The organism is Nonomuraea pusilla, assembly GCF_900109355.1.
Taxonomy (GTDB): Bacteria; Actinomycetota; Actinomycetes; order Streptosporangiales; family Streptosporangiaceae; genus Nonomuraea; species Nonomuraea pusilla.
Genome location: NZ_FOBF01000030.1, coordinates 12,625 through 30,041, shown reverse-complemented (window position 1 = coordinate 30,041; position 17,417 = coordinate 12,625). Strand labels below are relative to the sequence as shown.

General features: G+C 73.8%; 13 protein-coding genes. 9 read left to right on the top strand and 4 right to left on the bottom strand.

The genetic code is table 11. From position 1 onward, the window contains the following. Positions 1–47 precede the first annotated feature (47 nt). The 5 genes from BMX74_RS39130 (at position 48) to BMX74_RS39110 (ending at position 4,092) form a co-directional block, all read left to right on the top strand. Entirely contained in the window at positions 48–725 is a 678-nt protein-coding gene (locus tag BMX74_RS39130) for a hypothetical protein (protein WP_055509236.1), read from the top strand. A gap of 218 nt (positions 726–943) precedes the next feature. Then, on the top strand, positions 944–1,357 hold the full coding sequence (locus BMX74_RS39125) for a TOBE domain-containing protein (protein WP_055509238.1): 414 nt from the start codon (positions 944–946) through the stop codon (positions 1,355–1,357). Positions 1,358–1,371: 14 nt separating this feature from the next. Beyond that, positions 1,372–2,181: a molybdate ABC transporter substrate-binding protein gene (gene modA / locus BMX74_RS39120; RefSeq protein ID WP_256257550.1), complete on the top strand. Its 810-nt coding sequence runs from the start codon at positions 1,372–1,374 to the stop codon at positions 2,179–2,181. A gap of 4 nt (positions 2,182–2,185) precedes the next feature. Beyond that, entirely contained in the window at positions 2,186–3,052 is an 867-nt protein-coding gene (locus BMX74_RS39115; protein ID WP_055509241.1) for an ABC transporter permease, read from the top strand. Further along, positions 3,049–4,092: an ABC transporter ATP-binding protein gene (locus BMX74_RS39110; protein WP_236715132.1), complete on the top strand. Its 1,044-nt coding sequence runs from the start codon at positions 3,049–3,051 to the stop codon at positions 4,090–4,092. Before BMX74_RS39115 ends, BMX74_RS39110 begins: the two co-directional genes overlap by 4 nt. Before the next feature lie 60 nt (positions 4,093–4,152). Here BMX74_RS39110 and BMX74_RS39105 read toward each other — a convergent pair whose 3' ends face one another. After that, the gene (locus BMX74_RS39105; RefSeq protein WP_091105500.1) at positions 4,153–4,782 is read right to left on the bottom strand and encodes a TetR/AcrR family transcriptional regulator; all 630 of its coding nucleotides are present in this window, start codon (positions 4,780–4,782) and stop codon (positions 4,153–4,155) included. Positions 4,783–4,876: 94 nt separating this feature from the next. Between BMX74_RS39105 and BMX74_RS39100 the strand changes: the two genes are divergently transcribed. Then, on the top strand, positions 4,877–5,977 hold the full coding sequence (locus BMX74_RS39100) for a serine hydrolase domain-containing protein (RefSeq protein ID WP_091105499.1): 1,101 nt from the start codon (positions 4,877–4,879) through the stop codon (positions 5,975–5,977). A 112-nt stretch (positions 5,978–6,089) separates the two neighbouring features. Here the strand turns inward: BMX74_RS39100 and BMX74_RS43545 are convergent, their stop codons facing one another. Then, complete coding sequence (locus BMX74_RS43545) at positions 6,090–6,284, bottom strand: hypothetical protein (protein ID WP_055509249.1); 195 nt, start codon at positions 6,282–6,284, stop codon at positions 6,090–6,092. A 235-nt stretch (positions 6,285–6,519) separates the two neighbouring features. Between BMX74_RS43545 and BMX74_RS39095 the strand changes: the two genes are divergently transcribed. The 3 genes from BMX74_RS39095 to BMX74_RS39085 all read left to right on the top strand — a co-directional run bounded on the left by BMX74_RS39095 (position 6,520) and on the right by BMX74_RS39085 (position 12,273). Next, the gene (locus BMX74_RS39095) at positions 6,520–7,473 is read left to right on the top strand and encodes an NAD(P)H-dependent flavin oxidoreductase (protein ID WP_055509251.1); all 954 of its coding nucleotides are present in this window, start codon (positions 6,520–6,522) and stop codon (positions 7,471–7,473) included. Positions 7,474–7,613: 140 nt separating this feature from the next. Beyond that, the gene (locus BMX74_RS39090; protein ID WP_091105498.1) at positions 7,614–8,432 is read left to right on the top strand and encodes an SAM-dependent methyltransferase; all 819 of its coding nucleotides are present in this window, start codon (positions 7,614–7,616) and stop codon (positions 8,430–8,432) included. A gap of 433 nt (positions 8,433–8,865) precedes the next feature. Continuing rightward, the gene (locus tag BMX74_RS39085) at positions 8,866–12,273 is read left to right on the top strand and encodes a M28 family peptidase (RefSeq protein ID WP_256257549.1); all 3,408 of its coding nucleotides are present in this window, start codon (positions 8,866–8,868) and stop codon (positions 12,271–12,273) included. A 9-nt stretch (positions 12,274–12,282) separates the two neighbouring features. Here the strand turns inward: BMX74_RS39085 and BMX74_RS39080 are convergent, their stop codons facing one another. Continuing rightward, positions 12,283–15,207, bottom strand: coding sequence for an ATP-binding protein (locus BMX74_RS39080; RefSeq protein ID WP_091105497.1), 2,925 nt, complete (start codon positions 15,205–15,207; stop codon positions 12,283–12,285). Positions 15,208–15,388: 181 nt separating this feature from the next. Then, a complete protein-coding gene (locus tag BMX74_RS39075; protein WP_091105495.1) occupies positions 15,389–17,362 on the bottom strand; it encodes an APC family permease in 1,974 nt (657 codons plus the stop codon). Positions 17,363–17,417 lie beyond the last annotated feature (55 nt).

The following is a 17,417-nucleotide window of genomic DNA, read 5'->3' as shown; positions in this document are numbered from 1 at the left end:
GGCCTACCGTCACCTGGTCACGCCGCCCGGCAAGGCTAGGAACCCCCATGCTCAAGAACTCCACCGACTTCAGGCGCGTCGCCGCCGGCACGCTGCTGATCGTCGCACCCCTCCTCCAGACGATCGCCGTGATCGTCGATCCCGGCACCTGGGGCGACGACCGCGAGGTCGTCAGCTACGGCGACAACCCGGCCCTCGCCCAGCTCCAGTCCGCGCTCTACCACTGGAGCTGGGTGCTCACCGCCGTCGCCGCCTTCGGCCTGCTCCACCTCGTCAGGCGCAAGGCCGTCGTGCTCGGCAACATCGCGGGCGCCATGACCGTCATCGGCTACATCAGCCTGTCGGCGCTGCTGCTCGGCGACCCCGTCGAATGGTGGTTCGGCCGGCACTACCCCGCCGAGGAGGCCGAACGGCTCTTCAACGAGGTGATGGACCTGCCCGGCGTCGTGTTCGGCTTCACCGTCCCCTGGGTCCAGCTCGCGGTGATCGGGCTGCCCCTGCTGACCGTCGCCGTCTGGCGGGCCGGCGAGACGCACTGGTGGGTGCCCCTGGTCGTCATCGTCAGCAACGTCGCGAACTTCTTCGTGCCGTACGGCCCCGTCACCGTCCTGCTGTGGACGCTGCCCACCCTCGCCCTCGGCTGGATCGGGCTGCGCATCCTCCGCATGGACCGCGCCGCCTGGGCGTCGTACTACCCGGTGGAGAGCCCGGCTCCCTCTGCCTGACGACCGCCTCCGCCACGCCTCCCACCAGGCCGTCCCCGGGCCAGTGCCGCTCGGGGGCGGCCTGCGTCCGTGTACGGGAGGATGGGCCGGCGGCGGGCGCGACGGCCCCGGCTCACGATCGGCATCGCGGTTGCCAAGGCTCGACGCCTGATCGCCCCGCTGTTGCGATGACCGTCCGGTCTTCGGGGTTGAATGTGCGAGAGGTAGGGTGAGGATCTGTGACGACGTTCCGGATCAGCGAGGCGGCCGCGCTGCTCGGGGTCAGCTCCGACACCGTCCGCCGCTGGGTCGATGCCGGCCGGCTGCCGGCCGCACGGGACGAGCACGGCCACCGGCTGGTCGAGGGCGCCGACCTGGCCGCCTTCGCCCGCGCCCAGGTCGAGACCGGCGGCGACGGCGGCCGTTCCTCGGCGCGCAACCGCTTCCGCGGCATCGTCACCGACGTGATCAAGGACGCGGTGATGGCGCAGGTCGAGCTGGCGGCGGGGCCGTACCGGGTGGTGTCGCTGATGAGCCGCCAGGCCGCCGACGAGCTCGGGCTCGAACCGGGGGTGGTCGCCGTCGCCGTGGTGAAGTCCACGAACGTCGTCGTCGAGATCCCAGGCCACGAACGCGTGGCCGGCAGCCAGTAGAGGAGCCCCCCTTGGTGTCCAACGCGGTGTCCGGTTCTGTTCTCGGTCGGCTTTCCCGGTGGGCGGCGGTCGTGCCCGTCGCGCTCGCCGTCCTGTCCGGTTGCGGCTCAGGAGAGCCGTCCGCGGCGTCCCCGGCCGCCGCGGACGGGGCCCGGCAGGTGACGGTGTTCGCCGCCGCTTCGCTGACCGGCACCTTCACCGAGCTGGGCAAGGCGTTCGAGGCCGCGCACCCGGGCACCTCCGTCAGGTTCAACTTCGGCTCCAGCGCCACGCTGGCCCAGCAGATCACCCAAGGAGCGCCCGCCGACGTGTTCGCGGCGGCCAGCCCCGCCACCATGAAGACCGTCACCGACGCCGCGCTCACCTCGGGGGCCCCCACCACGTTCGTGCGGAACAAGCTGCAGATCGCCGTGCCCGCCGCGAACCCGGCCAAGGTGGACGAGCTCAAGGACCTGACCGACCCCAAGGTGAAGGTCGCGCTCTGCGCCGAGCAGGTGCCGTGCGGCGCGGCGGCGACGAAGGCGCTCGCCGCGGCCGGGCTGAAGGTCACCCCGGTCACCCTCGAACAGGACGTCAAGGCCACGCTCACCAAGGTGGAACTGGGCGAGGTCGACGCCGCGCTCGTCTACAGGACCGACGTGATCGCCTCGGGCGGCAAGGTGCAGGGCATCGACTTCCCCGAAGCGGACAAGGCGGTCAACGACTACCCGATCGCCGCCCTGGCCAAGGCGCCGTCGGGAGACCTGGCCGGGCAGTTCGTCGCCCTGGTGCTGTCGCCGCAGGGCAAGGACGTGCTCGCCAAGGCGGGCTTCGAGGCGCCGTGATCGTATGGACGCTCCGCTGACCCCGGCCCCCGGCCGTTCCGGCGCGGGCAAGTCAGGCGGGCGCGGCCGGGCCGCGCGGGAGCGGGGGGTGTCGGGGCGGGCGCCCCTCGCGCTCCTGGTGCCCGCCGTGCTCGGGCTGGCCTTCCTGGTGCTGCCGCTGGCCGGGCTGCTGGTCAGGGCGCCGTGGCCGACACTGCTGCGGCGGCTGGCCGAGCCGTACGTGCTGGAGGCGCTGCGCCTGTCGCTGGTGTGCGCGACCCTGGCCACCGCCGTCTGCCTGGTGCTCGGGGTGCCGCTGGCCTGGCTGCTCGCCCGGGTGGCGTTCCCCGGCAGGAGGGTGGTCCGGGCGCTGGTCACCGTGCCGCTGGTGCTGCCGCCCGTGGTCGGCGGCGTCGCCCTGCTGCTGGTGCTGGGCCGGCGCGGCCTGCTCGGCCAGTGGCTGGAGTCGGCGTTCGGCGTCACGCTGCCGTTCACCACGGCGGGCGTCGTCGTCGCCGAGGCGTTCGTGGCGATGCCGTTCCTCGTGATCAGCGTCGAGGGGGCGCTGCGGGGGGCCGACCGCCGCTACGAGGAGGCCGCCGCGACGCTCGGCGCCTCCCGGTGGACGGTCTTCCGCCGCGTCACGCTGCCGCTCATCGCGCCGGGCGTGGCGGCGGGCGCGGTGCTGTGCTGGGCGAGGGCGCTCGGCGAGTTCGGCGCGACCATCACCTTCGCCGGCAACTTCCCCGGCACCACCAGGACGATGCCGCTGGCCGTCTACCTCGCCCTGGAGACCGAACCGGAGGCCGCGATCGTGCTCAGTCTCGTCCTGCTCGCGGTGTCCGTGGCCATCCTGGCCGGGCTGCGCGACCGGTGGGTGAGCGCGTCGTGAGCGGCGGAGGGCTGCGGGCCCGGCTGGTCGTGACGCGGCCCGCCTTCACCCTGGACGTCGCGCTGGAGGTGGCGCCGGGTGAGGTCGTCGCGCTGCTCGGCCCGAACGGCGCGGGCAAGACCACGGCGCTGCGCGCCCTGGCGGGGCTCGTCGCGCTGTCGCCCGGCGGCGAGATCAGTCTCGACGGGCGGGCCCTGCACGCGGTGCCGGCCGAGCGCCGGCCCGTCGGCATGGTCTTCCAGGACTACCTGCTCTTCCCGCACCTGTCCGCCCTGGACAACGTCGCGTTCGGGCCGCGCTGCCGCGGCGCGTCCAAGGCGGAGGCCCGCCGCGCCGCCGCCGCGCTGCTGGAGCGGGTCGGCCTGGCCGCCCACGCCGCCGCCAGGCCGCGGCAGCTCTCCGGCGGGCAGGCCCAGCGGGTCGCGCTGGCGAGGGCCCTCGCCGTACGACCCCGGCTGCTGCTGCTGGACGAGCCGCTGGCCGCGCTCGACGCCCACACCCGCCTGGAGATCCGCTCCCAGCTCCGCCGCCACCTGGCGGACTTCGACGGCGCCACCGTCCTGGTCACGCACGACCCGCTCGACGCCATGGTGCTGGCCGACCGGCTCGTCGTCGTCGAGGAGGGGGCGGTCGTCCAGGAGGGCACGCCGGGCGACGTGGCGCGCCGCCCGCGTACCGACTACGTGGCCAGGCTGGTCGGGCTCAACCTGTACAGGGGCGCGGGCGACGGGGGCCGCGTCAAGGTCGGCGAGCTGCTGTTCAGCACCATCGAGCAGGTCGAGGGGCAGGCGTTCGTGGCCTTCCCGCCGGCCGCTGTGGCCCTGTACCGTTCGCGTCCCGACGGCAGCCCGCGCAACCTCTGGCAGGCCCGCATCGACGGCGTCGAACGGCACGGCGACAACGTCCGCGTCCACCTGGACGGCCCCATCGGCGCGTTCGCCGACGTCACCCCGGCCGCGGTGGCGGAGCTGGACCTCACGCCCGGCCGCACGGTGTGGGCGTCGGTGAAGGCGACGGAGACGCACGCCTACCCGGCCTGACCGCCCCTCGCCCCCTGAGGGGCGGTCGGCGCGGGCGCGTTCCGCGATCGGAGGCGCCGGTCAGGGGCCGTAGGCGCGCAGGAAGGCAGCCACGGCCGCGTCGGCGAGGCGGTCGAGGTCGCCGGGGCCGTAGTGGTCGCCTCCGCCGCAGAACATCGCCTTGTTCACGGGGATCCACAGCAGCATGCCCACGAAGTGGTCGGTGGCGAGCCCGGCGTCGTCGAGGCGGAGCAGGCCGCGCTCGGCGAGCCGTCCGAAGCCGGCGCGCAGGGTCGAGAGGACGCGCTCGAAACCCTGCTCGTACCAGGCGCGGCCGAGGTCGGGGAAGCGGTCGGCCTCGGCGATGACGAGCCGGCGCAGGCGCAGGACCTCGGGCTGCATGAGGGCGTCGAGGAAGGCGCGGGCGAGCGTGCGCAGCGACGCCGCCGGGTCGTCGCCGTCGTCGAGGGCCGCCGCGACGAGCCTGGTGAGCCCGTCGATCTCGCCGGCCGTGTCGAGGACGAGGTGGGTGAAGAGCTGCTCCTTGTCGGTGAAGTGCTTGTAGACGGTCTGCTTCGACACGGCCGCGAGCGAGGCCACCTCGTCCATGCTCGCTCCCACGTAGCCGTTGCGCAGGAAGACCGGTCTGGCCGCCTCGATGATCTGCCGGCGCTTGCGCGCCGAGCGCCCTTCTTCCATGTCCGCTGTCATGGGACCTCTCTTTCTCGCGGAAAGAGTACTGGACAGTTCCGTACTCCGTCAGTACGGTACCGTCTAGTTCCGGAGCCGAACAGGACGGGGAGACATGAGCGACCTTCAGAAACTGGTGCAGGAGACCGCCGACGAGCTGGTCGAGTCGGGCAAGGAGCGCGGGCTGCAGGTGGCCGTCTACCGCGACGGCCGGCAGGTCGTGGACGTCGCCGCGGGAGTCGCCGACCCCACGACCGGGCGGCCCGTCACCCCCGACACGCCCTTCTACAACTTCTCCATCGGCAAGGGCGCCACGGCGACCGTCGCCCACATCCTGGCCGAGCGCGGGCTCTTCGGCTACGACACGCCCGTCGCGGAGCTGTGGCCGGAGTTCGCCAAGCACGGCAAGGAGGGCGTGACCGTACGCCACGTGCTCACGCACACCGCCGGCGTGCCGGGCGTGCCGCTCGACACCACCCCCGAGGACGTCTGCACCTGGGAGACCATGGTCGCCGCGCTGGAGGACGCCGAGCTGTGGTGGGAGCCCGGCACGAAGATGGGCTACCACGCCTACACGTTCGGCTTCCTCGTCGGCGAGATCGTCCGGCGCACCACCGGCAAGCCCATCTCCCAGGTGCTGCTGGAGGAGGTGAGCGGCCCCCTCGGCGTGGGCCGGGAGCTCTACTTCGGGATGCCCGCCTCCGAGCACCACCGCCTCGCGGTGCTGGAGGACGCCCCCAGGGACCCGTCGGCCTTCGCGGACATGCCCGAGGACCTGCCGATGTTCAAGGCGGCCCCGATGAGCCTCATGCCGACGGCCGCGCTGGGCAACCGCCCCGACTACCTGTCGGCCGACATCCCGGCGGGCGGCAAGACGTCGGCCAGGGCGATCGCCCGCATGTACGCCGCGCTGCTCGGCGAGGTGGACGGGATCCGGCTGATCTCCCCCGAGCGGCTGCGCGAGGCGACCGCGATCGCCTGGAGCGGCCCCGACGAGGTCTTCGGCATGCCGTCGGCGTGGGGGCTCGGCTACGCGATCGGGCGGCCGGGGTCGGCGCCGGAGGAGACGCCGACCGTGTTCGGCATGGGCGGCGCGGGCGGCAGCATGGCGTACGCGGACAGCGCCACCGGCACCGTCCTCGCCATCACCAAGAACCTGCTCGCCCAGGACTTCGAGACGGTCGGCAGGATCGCCGCCGTCGTCGAGCGCGGCTGACGGCGGCCGGCCGCGCTCACCGGCCCCGGCGGCAGGGCGCGCTCAGCGGCCCCGGCGGCCGGGCGCGCTCCGGCGGCTCCGGTGGCAGGGCGCGCGTGGCCCCCCGGCCTGCTCAGCCGTCGTGGCAGAAGGGGGTGCCCCCCACGACGCAGGCGATGCCGCCCAGCTCGCAGCTCACCAGCGTGCCGTCCATGCCGAGCACCAGCACGAGCACGAAGCCTGCGCGCTCTGACCGCTGGGCCAGCACGACCTGCCCCACAGCGCCGTTATCCAAGATCACGATCGGGCGTCCAGTCGCGATGTCCATGCCCTTCGTGACTCCTCTCCACGTTCAGAAGCGGGCCCGGCGCCGGGCCCGCCGCCACCAGGATGCCCATGCGAGCGGGTGCCGCGCATCGGCCATGTGGCTTGTCATTCCACAGGGCTTACGGGGTGTTCCGCCGGGTTTTGCGGAGGTTGGGGGGAGGGCATTTCGGTCGGAAGAGGCCGGGTTACAGTGGCCCGAAGGAATCTTGGGGCCAGGGCCGGGGGAGAGGGGCGCCATGACGATCCGTACGTGGCTCACCGACAGGTTCGGGCTCACCGTGCCCGTGGTCGGCGCGCCGATGGCGGGGGTGGGCGCGGGCCGGCTGGCCGCCGCGGTCTCCCGGGCCGGCGCGCTGGGCATGATCGGGGTCTCCGGCGCGGTGACCCCGGCGTGGATCGAGGAGCAGGCGGGCGAGGCCGCCGCCGCGGGCCGCCCGTACGGCATCGGGCTCATCGCGTGGACGCTGGCCCGCGACCCCGCCAAGCTCGACGCGGTGCTCGCGGCCCGTCCCGCGCTCGTGTCGGTCAGCTTCGGCCCGTACGCCGAGCACCTCGGGAAGCTGCGCGCCGCGGGCATCGTCGTCGTCACCCAGGCGGGCACCACCGAGGAGGCCGTCGCGGCCGAGCGGGCGGGCGTCGACGCGGTCGTGGCGCGCGGCGGCGAGGGCGGCGGGCACGGCAGGAACGAGGTGGCCACGCTGCCGCTGCTGCAGAGCGTCCTCGACGCCGTGCGCGTGCCCGTGCTCGCCGCCGGCGGCATCGCGACGGCTCGCGGTCTGGCGGCCGTCCTCGCCGCCGGGGCGGAGGGCGCCTGGGTCGGCACGGCGTTCATGGGCTGCGCCGAGACCGTGCTCCCACCGGCGGCGGCGGAGCGCGTCCTTGCGGCGGCCGAGACCGACACCGCGTACGGGCGGGTCTTCGACGTGGCCCAGCGGCTGGACTGGCCGCCAGAGTACGGCGGGCGCGCCCTGCGCAACGCCTTCTTCGAGCGCTGGAAGGGCCACGAGGAGGAGCTGGCGACGCACGAGGCCGCCCCCGCCGAGATCGCCGCCGCCCGCGAGGCGGGCGACTACGAGACGGCCTGCGTGTACGCGGGGCAGGCCGTCGGCATGGTCCGTGAGCGGCGCACGGCGGCCGACGTGGTGGCCGGTTTCGCCGACGCCGAACACCTGCTCAACCGCTTCCGCTGACGCCCGGCGGCGCGCCCGGAAGGGCGGGTGGGCGGCGCCGGAAGTGCCGGGTGGGACGGCCGTCCGGAGCGGAACGGGCCGACGTAGGATGGCGCCAGCCGACCAGCACGGCCGTTCGAGGCGAAGGAGAGCGCAGCCGGATGACCGAGCTCGACCGCGTTCCGCCGGGCGTCGACCCGAGCGTCCCCAGCTCCGCCCGCGTCTACGACTACCTGCTCGGCGGCAAGGACCACTTCGCCGTCGACCGAGCCGTGGCCGAACGGCTGCTGGCCGTCGCCCCCGACTCCCGCGAGGTGGCGAGGGCCAACCGCAGGTTCCAGGTGCTGGCGGTCCGCCACGCCGCCCAGCTCGGCGTGCGGCAGTTCCTCGATCTCGGCACCGGCATCCCCACATCGCCCAGCATCCACGAGACGGTCCGCGAGGTGAGCCCTGCCTGCCGGGTCGTCTACGTCGACTACGACCCGGTGGCGCGCCTGCACGCCCAGGTGCTGCTGGCCGACTCCCCGGGCGTGGCCGGCATCCAGGCCGACCTGCGCCGTCCCGCCGAGGTGCTCGCCGACCCGCACGTCACCGGGCTGATCGACTTCGACCAGCCGGTGTGCGTCCTCATGGTCGGTGTGCTGCACTTCGTCATGGACCACGAGGACCCGGCGGGCATCGTGGCCGCCTTCAGGGAGCGCATGGCGCCGGGCAGCCACCTCGTCCTCTCGCACGCCATGGCCGAGAGCCCGCCCGAGGCCGTCGCCCAGCTCCAGGCGGCCACCGCCGGCACCCCGGCGCAGGGCAGGTTCCGCACCCGCGAGGAGGTGCTGAAGCTGTTCGACGGCTTCGAACTGATCGGCCCGGGGCTGGTGCCGGTGCAGGACTGGTACGTCACCGAGGACGACGAGCTCCGCATCCCCCTGCTGACCGGAAAGCCCCACCTCCGCCTCGACGCAGGAGTGGGCCGCCTCCCGTAGCGGCGCCCGGCCCGCCGGCGTGGCGGCCCGCGCCCGGCGCGCCTGCGGCCTCCCTTCACCAGGACACCGCGCCCGCCGGCCGTCACGGCGGACGTCTCCCGATGGCCGCGGTGGCGGCGCCGGCGATCGGCGCGCGCGGTTTCCCGATGGTTCCCGTGCTCCCGTACGGCACGCGTACGGCCAGGCCAGGGGATTACGTACGCCCGCGCTCGTGAAATGTCGGTATTGCTTACCGATGGCGCTACGGATTCCCAGGCGGGCGGGCGGCGCTTAGCGTCTGGCGACAACGAGGAGAAACGGTCCGCTCACCTCGTCGTCATGTTCTGTCACCCCCCGTTCCCCGTCTCGTCGCCGGGCGATCCCCGGCGGCGGCGGCCGGCGCGCGCTCACAGGCGGCCCGGCCAGGGGAATCCGCCGAAAGGAGCACGACAGCGTGAAACGCTTACTCGCGGCGGCCGTCGGCGTGGCCACGGCCGCGTCGATGGCGCTGCTCGCCTCACCCGCGAACGCCGCGCCCCCGGGCGCGGCGAAGGACCAGGACAGCGCGTCCGCCCGTGCCGCCGCCGACCCGGCGTCGCTCGCCGCGGCCGTCGCCGACAGGGCCGTGGCCAGCGGGCTGGACGAGCTGAGCAGGGGCCCCGACGAGTCGTACCGCCGCGTCGGCGTGACGCCCGGCGCCAGCGACATGTACTTCGTCTCCTACGAACGTACGTACAAGGGGCTGCCGGTGGTCGGCGGCGACGCGGTCGTCGTGACCGACGCCGCCGGGCACGTCCGCGACACGGTGGCCGCCACCGGCGCCACGACGGCCGACGTGGACACCAGCCCGAAGATCAGCGCCGAGAAGGCCACCGAGGTGGCCAGGTCGAAGCTGTCGCGCGTGGACGACACGGCCGAGCCCCGCCTGGTCGTGCTCGCCTGGGGCGGCAAGCAGCGGCTGGCCTGGGAGGCGACCGTCTCCGGACTGGCCGACGGCAAGCCCAGCATCCAGCACGTGTTCGTGGACGCCCGCACCGGCAAGGTCGCCGACTCGTACGACCTGGTGCGCGCGGGCACGGGCAACGGCTACTACTACGGCCAGGTCACCATCGCGACGAGCGGCTCCGGCAGCTCGTACTCGATGACGGACTCCACCAGGCCCGGCATCCAGTGCGGCGGCCAGAACGGCTCGGCCTACACCGGCACCGACGACGCGTGGGGCAACGCCTCCGGCACCAACCTGGAGACCGCCTGCGTGGACGCGCTCTACAGCGTGCAGCGCGAGTGGGACATGCTGCGTGACTGGCTGGGCCGCAACGGCATCAACGGCAGCGGCAGGGGCTTCCCGGCCCGCGTCGGGCTCGCCGACGTCAACGCGTACTGGAACGGCAGCTACACCAACTTCGGCCACAGCCAGGACAACGCCCGGCAGGCCACCCCGATCGACGTCGTGGCGCACGAGTTCGGCCACGCGATCTTCCAGACCACGCCGGGCGGCGCGGGCTCCGGCAACGAGAACGGCGGCCTCAACGAGGCCACCGGCGACATCTTCGGCGCGCTGACCGAGCACTACGCCAACAACCCGAACGACCCGCCGGACTACCTGGTCGGCGAGGAGGTCGACCTCGTCGGCGACGGGCCGATCCGCAACATGTACAACCCGAGCGCGCTCGGCGACCCGAACTGCTACTCGTCGTCGATCCCGAACACCGAGGTCCACTCGGCGGCCGGGCCGCTGAACCACTGGTTCTACCTGCTCGCCGAGGGCAGCAACCCCGGCGGCGGCAAGCCGTCCAGCCCGATCTGCTCCGGCGGCCCCTCGTCGGTGACCGGCGTGGGCGTCCAGAACGCCGGCAAGATCTTCATGGGCGCGCTGAACAGGAAGACCTCGACGTGGCGCTACGCCAACGTGCGCGCGGCGTCCGTGGCGGCGGCCATCGAGCTGTTCGGCGCGAACAGCGCCGAGTGCAACACCACCAAGGCGGCGTGGAGCGCGATCAGCGTGGCGGCGGCGTCGGGCGAGCCCGCCTGCGGCACCTCCACCAGCGACTTCTCGCTCACGCTCAACCCGACCTCGGGCAGCGCGACACCGGGCGGCCAGGCGACGGTCACCGTGAACACGCAGACCACCTCGGGCTCCGCCCAGACGGTCGCGCTGTCGGCGCCGAACCTGCCCAGCGGCATCACCGCCGCGTTCAACCCGGCGTCGGTGACCTCGGGCGGCTCCTCCACGCTGACGCTGTCCGTCGGCTCGTCTGTCGCGCAGGGCTCGTACCAGATCACGGTGACGGGAACCGGCTCGACCAGCCACAGCGCCACGTTCGGCCTGACCGTGGGGCAGGGGCCGGGCGGCACCGAGCCGCCTGACGTGAGCCTCTCCAACATCAAGGGCCACCTGACGCAGCTCCAGAGCATCGCGACGAGCAACGGCGGCAACCGCAGGTCCACCACCAACGGCTACCTGCAGTCCGTGCAGTACGTCGAGGACAAGCTGAAGGCCGCGGGCTACACCGTGACCAGGCAGAGCTGCACCTCGGGCTGCACCAGCGGCGCGGGCCCCAACCTGATCGCCGACTGGCCCGGCGGCGACGCCAACCAGGTGATCATGTCCGGCGCCCACCTCGACAGTGTCTCCGCCGGCCCCGGCATCAACGACAACGGCTCGGGCTCGGCCACCCTGCTGGAGGTCGCGCTCACCCTGGCGAGCAAGAACCCGACCCTGGCCAAGCACGTCCGGTTCGGCTGGTGGACGGACGAGGAGCAGGGCCTCAACGGCTCCGAGTTCTACGTGAACTCGCTCAGCTCCACCGACCGGTCGAAGATCAAGGTCTACTACAACTACGACATGGTCGGCTCGCCCAACGGCGGCTACTTCATCAACAACATCAGCACGACCGCCGCCCAGTACCTGAAGGAGTTCTACGACAAGCTGAACCTGCAGCCCGAGGAGAACACCGAGGGCGCCAACCGCTCCGACGACGCCTCCTTCCGCAACGCGGGCATCGCCAGCTCCGGCGTGGCGGCGGGCGCCAGCTACACCAAGACGTCGGCGCAGGCGTCCAAGTGGGGCGGCACGGCCGGCCGGGCGTACGACTCCTGCTACCACTCCTCGTGCGACACCACGACCAACATCAACGACACCATCCTCGACCGGGCGGCCGACGCGGCCATGTACGCCGTGTGGAAGCAGTCGGTCGGCACCGGCACGCCGACCCGCGACTTCTCGGTCTCCACGAACCCGGGCTCCGGGACGGTGCAGGCGGGCGCGCAGGCCACCACCACGGTGGGCACGACCACCACGGCGGGCACCGCGCAGACGGTGAACCTGTCCGCGAGCGGCCTGCCGACCGGCGCCTCCGCCGCCTTCAACCCGCAGTCGGTGACGTCGGGCGGCTCGTCCACGCTGACGATCTCGACCTCGGCCACCACGCCGGCCGGCTCGTACACCGTGACGGTGACGGGCACCGGCGAGACCGGCGCCCGCACCGCCACGTACGCGCTGACCGTCCAGGGCACCTCGGGCGGCCGGACGTTCACCAACGACACCGACGTCCAGATCGCGGACTGGGCGAACGTCCAGAGCACGATCACCTCCACGGCGTCGGGCGCGGCGGCGTCGCCGGTCAAGCTGTCCATCACGATCAACCACACCTGCGCCGAGGACCTGGACATCTGGCTCCGGGGCCCCGACGGCACCTGGTACGCGGTGGACAGGTACGGCGGCACGACCTGCACCCAGTACGGCACCAGGACCTTCTCGGTCCCGGTGAGCCAGCAGGCGTCCGGCCAGTGGGTGCTCGACATCGAGGACGTCTACCTCGGTGACACCGGCACCCTGGACTCCTGGAGCATCACCGTCTAGCTCCTGCCGCTAGAAGGTGGGCTCGGGCCCCGGCCGGTCGTCCGGCCGGGGCTCGCGCACGTCGTTGCGGGTGCGCACGCCGAGCTTGTGCAGCACTCGCGCGACGTGGGTGTCCACCGTGCGGCGCGACAGGAACAGCACCTCGGCGATCTCCCTGTTGGTGTGGCCGAGCGCGACCAGCCTGGCCACCTCGGCCTCCCTGGGCGACAGCACGCCGCCGCCCGCCTTCCTGGCCCTGCGCGCCGGCCCCGCCGCGCCGATCTCGCGCAGCAGGCGGCGGCAGCGGGCCGCGTCGCGGGTGGCGCCGAGCGCGGCGTACCGTTCGGCCGCGCCGCCGACGAGCCGGGCGGCCTCGTCGCGCGCGCCGAGGGCGAGCCGGACGCCCGCCTCCGCCTCGGCGGCCCGCGCCGCCGCGTGCGGGCGCGGCATCGCCTCGTAGGCCGCCTTCGCCTCCGCGTACCTGGCGGCCGCCTCCTCGTGCCCGCCCTCGTGCTCCGCCAGCGCGCCGAGCGCCAGGCCGAGCGCGGCGTGCGCGGACGGCGCCGTCCTGCGTTCGACGCCCGCCGCGAACTCCGCCACCAGGCCGGCCGCCTCGCCGGAGCGCCCGGCCTTGAGCAGCGCCTCCACGGCCTGCGGGACGAGCTGGTCGCCCCACACCCAGATGCCCTTGCGGCGCAGCCGGCCCACCGCCCACTCGGCCTCGGACAGCGCGGCGTCGAGGGCGCCGCGGGCCAGGTGCAGCTCGATCAGCCCGGCGGACGCCAGCACCGCCACCGGCAGGAAGCCCGACTCGCAGTCGCGCACGCCCGCCTCCCCGAGCTGCTCGGCCGCCTCCTCCCACTCGCCCCTGGCCAGCGCGAGCATGCCGAGCACGAGCCGGGCGTCCACGGCGAGCAGCGGCGCCTCCGGCGTCATCTCCACCGCCGCGACCGCGCGCTCCCGCAGCCCCTCCCAGCGGCCGGTCAGCCAGTGGAGCCTGACCGACGACATCTCGACCAGGTACACCGGGTAGAGCGCGCCGCTCTCCTCCGCGATCGTCCTGCTGCGCGCGGCGAAGCCCTCGGCCGCGCCGTAGTGGCCGAGCGCCATCGCCGCGTCGCACAGGTTCGAGTACGCCCGCGCCGCCTGCCTGCGCACCGCCGCCGACGGGTGGTTGACCGGCAGGGTCGAGACCAGCGAGAACGCGTCCGGCGAGCCCACCAGCATGGCCAGGGTGACCTTGTTGGCGTGGACGGCCGCGGTCAGCTCGGGGTCCTGGTCCTCGACGGCGGCGAGCAGCTTCTCCGCCTCGTCCATCCACGCCTCGTGGGTGGCCAGCGGCTCGCTGCCCCAGGCGGGCATCGCCAGCAGGGCCAGGCCGCGGGCGGCCAGGCCGGGACGGTCGTGCAGGTCGGGCAGGGCGGTGAGGATCTCCTGGCGTCCCTCGGCGATCGAGCCCGCCTGGTTCGACAGCAGCACGCCCAGGTTGAGCCGCGCCTCGCCGCGTACGTGCCGGGAAAGGAAGTCGTCGGACAGCAGGTGCCGCAGCAGCCGCACCACCCGCCGGTACGAGAGGCCGACGGCGGCGATCCTGCTCAGCCGCAGCGCGAGGGGGCCGCGGGCGTCGGGCGGCAGCTTCGGGTCGGCCAGCATCGCCTCCAGCACCTCGACCGCGAGCGGCACGTCGCCGACGGCGGCGGCGTGGTCGGCCGCCGCGCCGCCGTGGCGCCGCCACGCCTCCAGGTCGCCCGCGCGCCTGGCGTGGTAGGCGAGCTGCACCAGCGGCGCCGGGTCGAGCGTGGAGAGCGCGGCCATCGCCCGCCGGTGGATCGGCCACCGGTCCGGCCCGGGGATCGCGTCGTAGGCGGCCTGCTGGGCGAGGGCGTGCCGGAAGCCGTACTGGCCGTCGGGCTGTTCGAGCAGGACGCCCGCCTTGACCGCCTCCGACAGCCCGGCGCCGGGCGTCTCGGCGCCCTCCTTCTCGTCGTCCGCTCCCTCGCCCGACACCGCGGCGAGCAGCGGCTCGTCGGCGGGCACCCGGAGCACGGCGGCGGCGCGGACCACGCGCAGGGCGGCGGGGGAGAGCCCGGCGAGCTGCTCGGCCATCGCCTCGCGCAGCAGCAGCGGCACGGGCAGCCGGTCGAGCACCTCGGGGCCCTCGGCGCCGCCGGGTAACCGGCCCTCGTCGTCGAGCAACGAGCGCACCACCTCCTCGATCACGAACGGCACCCCGGCGGTGCGCTCGTGCAGCGTGGCCGCGAAGCCCTTCGGCACCGGCGCCCCGCCGAGCAGGGCGCCGGTCAGGTTCCGCACGTCCTCCACGTCGAGCGGGGCCAGCGAGATCACCTCGCTGCGCACGCCCGGCTGGGGGCGGTAGGCGTGGCCGAACGGCAGGCCGGGCACCGGCAGGTCCTCCCTGCGGAACGTCACCACCAGCGCCAGGCCCTCCGGCGGCTGGTCGGTGAGGAAGCGCAGCAGGTCCCTGGTGCCGTCGTCGGCCCAGTGGAGGTCCTCGACGACGAGCGTGGCGGGCGCGGCGGCGGCGAGCAGCGCGTGCACCGCCCGGAACAGCCGGTGCCGCTCCGCGCGCACGTCGTCGAGCGGCGGCGGGGTCGGGGCGGGCGGGAGCTGGCCGGCGAGCTCCGGCAGGTGGCCGCGCAGCGCCCCGGTGACGGGGTTGAGCCGGTCGACCGGGGGCAGCGCGGAGGCGGCGTGGCGCAGCGCGTCGAGCACCGGGCCGTACGGGAACGGCTCCCTCAGCTGGTGGCAGTGGCCGAGCAGCACCGTGCGGCGCTCGGCCCGCAGCCGCTCGGTCGCCGCGCGCACCAGGCGGGTCTTGCCGATGCCCGCCTCGCCCTGCACGAGGATCACGGCGGGCGGGCCGCCGATCGCCTGGAGGAGGGCCCGTAGCTGGGCGTCCCGGCCCACCAGGGCCGGAGAGGCAGGGCCGGTCATCGGCGGCTCCGTAACAGTGCGGGTTGACTCCCCCTGTCGGAACTCAGTTATCCAATACCAGTCAATCTTGGTCAACCCTCCCGGACCTTCCGAAGCCGGTCACCGTTGGGTCCTGCGCCGGCGCCGGACGGGGTAGGGGACGCCCGCCAACAATGCGTAATCGACTGCCCGGGGGCCGGGGTCAGCCGCCGACGTGGATGCCCGGGCGCTTCGCCGGGTCGGGCTCGCTCTTGCGGATGATCTCCCTGACGACCGGCGCGGTGTCGCCGCGGCCGAGGATCAGGTAGCGGAACAGGTGCAGCAGGGGCGAGCCCTCCGCCCACTCGAAGTAGCAGTGGGGACGCACCCCGGTCGCGTCGCGCAGCGCCAGCAGGATCGCGGCGATGGCGTTCGGCGCGGCCGGGCTGCCGGCGCGCAGCACCCGGTGCCCGTCCACCTCGACGCCCCGGATCTGCAGCACGTCGCTGAAGCTCGACGGGTCGATGACGTCGATCTCCAGGAACAGCACGTCGGCCGGGCCCGGCACCGGGTTCATGCCCCGCTGCTCGGCCTCCTTGGCCGCGTACTCGGCCGCGTCGCCCTTCTGCCTGCGGTTGGCGATGAGGTTGAGCGCGCCGTCGTGCTTCAGCGAGTCGGTGACGAACCCGCGGGCCGCCTCGTCGAACTCGATCCTGTCGGCGCGCAGCTCGGTCGTCCGCGAGACGCGCGAGATCAGCGAGATCACGATGATGCCGAGGATGAAGACGGCGGAGATGGCGATGCCGTCGGGCTTCTCCCTGATGTTCTCCACCAGCGCGTACGTCAGCACCGCCGTCAGCACGCCGAACCCGGCGACGGCCCACCGGCTGCGGCGGCGGACGGCGGAGATGGTGACGGCCACCGCGCCCGACACCATCATCGCCAGGATGCCCGTGGCGTACGCGCCCGCCTGGGCGTCCACGTCGGCGTCGAAGGCGAGGGTGATGCCGACGCAGATGACGGTGTAGACGAGCACGACGGGCCGCACCGCCCGGCCCCACTCGGGGGCCATGCCGTACGACGGCAGGTAGCGCGGCACGATGTTGATCAGGCCGGCCATGGCCGACGCCCCGGCGAACCACAGGATGAGGATGGTGCTGACGTCGTACACGGTGCCGAAGCCCTCGCCGAGCCGCTCGTGCGCCAGGTACGCGAGGGCGCGCCCGTTGGCCTGCCCGCCGGGCGCGAACTCGGCGGCGGGGATGAGCACGGTCGTGACGAAGCTGGTGGCGATCAGGTAGACGCTCATGATGAGCGCGGCGGTCGTCAGCAGCTTGCGGGTGTTGCGGATGCGCGAGCGCAGCCGCGCCTCGGGCGTCTCGCCCGACGCGGCGACGAGCGGCATCATGCTGACGCCCGTCTCGAAGCCCGACAGGCCGAGCACGAGCAGCGGGAACGCCAGCACGGCCGGGCCGATCAGCCCGCCGAAGCCGCCGCCCCCGCTGGTCAGAGCGCCGACCCAGCGCGAGACCGCCTCGGGGTCCGACACCACGTCGGCGAGCCCGACGGCCACGACGACCGCGTTCAGCAGGAGGAAGAGCGCGACCAGCGGGATCGCGACCCCGACCGCCTCGGTGAAGCCGAGCAGGAACACCCCGCCCAGCACGAGCAGCAGCACCACCGTGATGGCGACGGCGTGCCCGTGCAGGAACGCGGGGAAGTACGGGTTCTCCAGGATGTGGACGGAGGCGTCGGCGGCCGACAGCGTGATCGTGACGATCCACGACGTGGCCACGAACCCGAGCAGCACCAGCACGAACAGTTTGCCCCGCCAGAACGGCAGCAGCGTCTCCAGCATGGCCACCGACCCCTGGCCGTGCGGGCTCTCCGCGGCCACCCTGCGGTACATCGGCAGCATGCCGAGCAGCGTCAGCGCCACGATGAGCAGGGTGGCGAGCGGCGACAGCGCGCCGGCCGCGAGCGCGGCGATGCCCGGCAGGTAGGCGAGGGTGGAGAAGTAGTCGACGCCGGTCAGGCACATGACCTTCCACCACGCCTGGGGTTCGGCGTGGCCCTCGGCGGTCTCCGGGCCCACGGGCTGCACGCGGTGCCTGAGCAGCCAGCGTGCCGCCCCGCTGCTCGGCTCGGCGGCCGGTGATGGACTCGGGACCACCGGGGGAACGGCCGGCTCGTTCACGGGACCTCCCTCTCGGCGGGAAACGGGACAACATTAGGGCCTCCCGCCGTCCTGC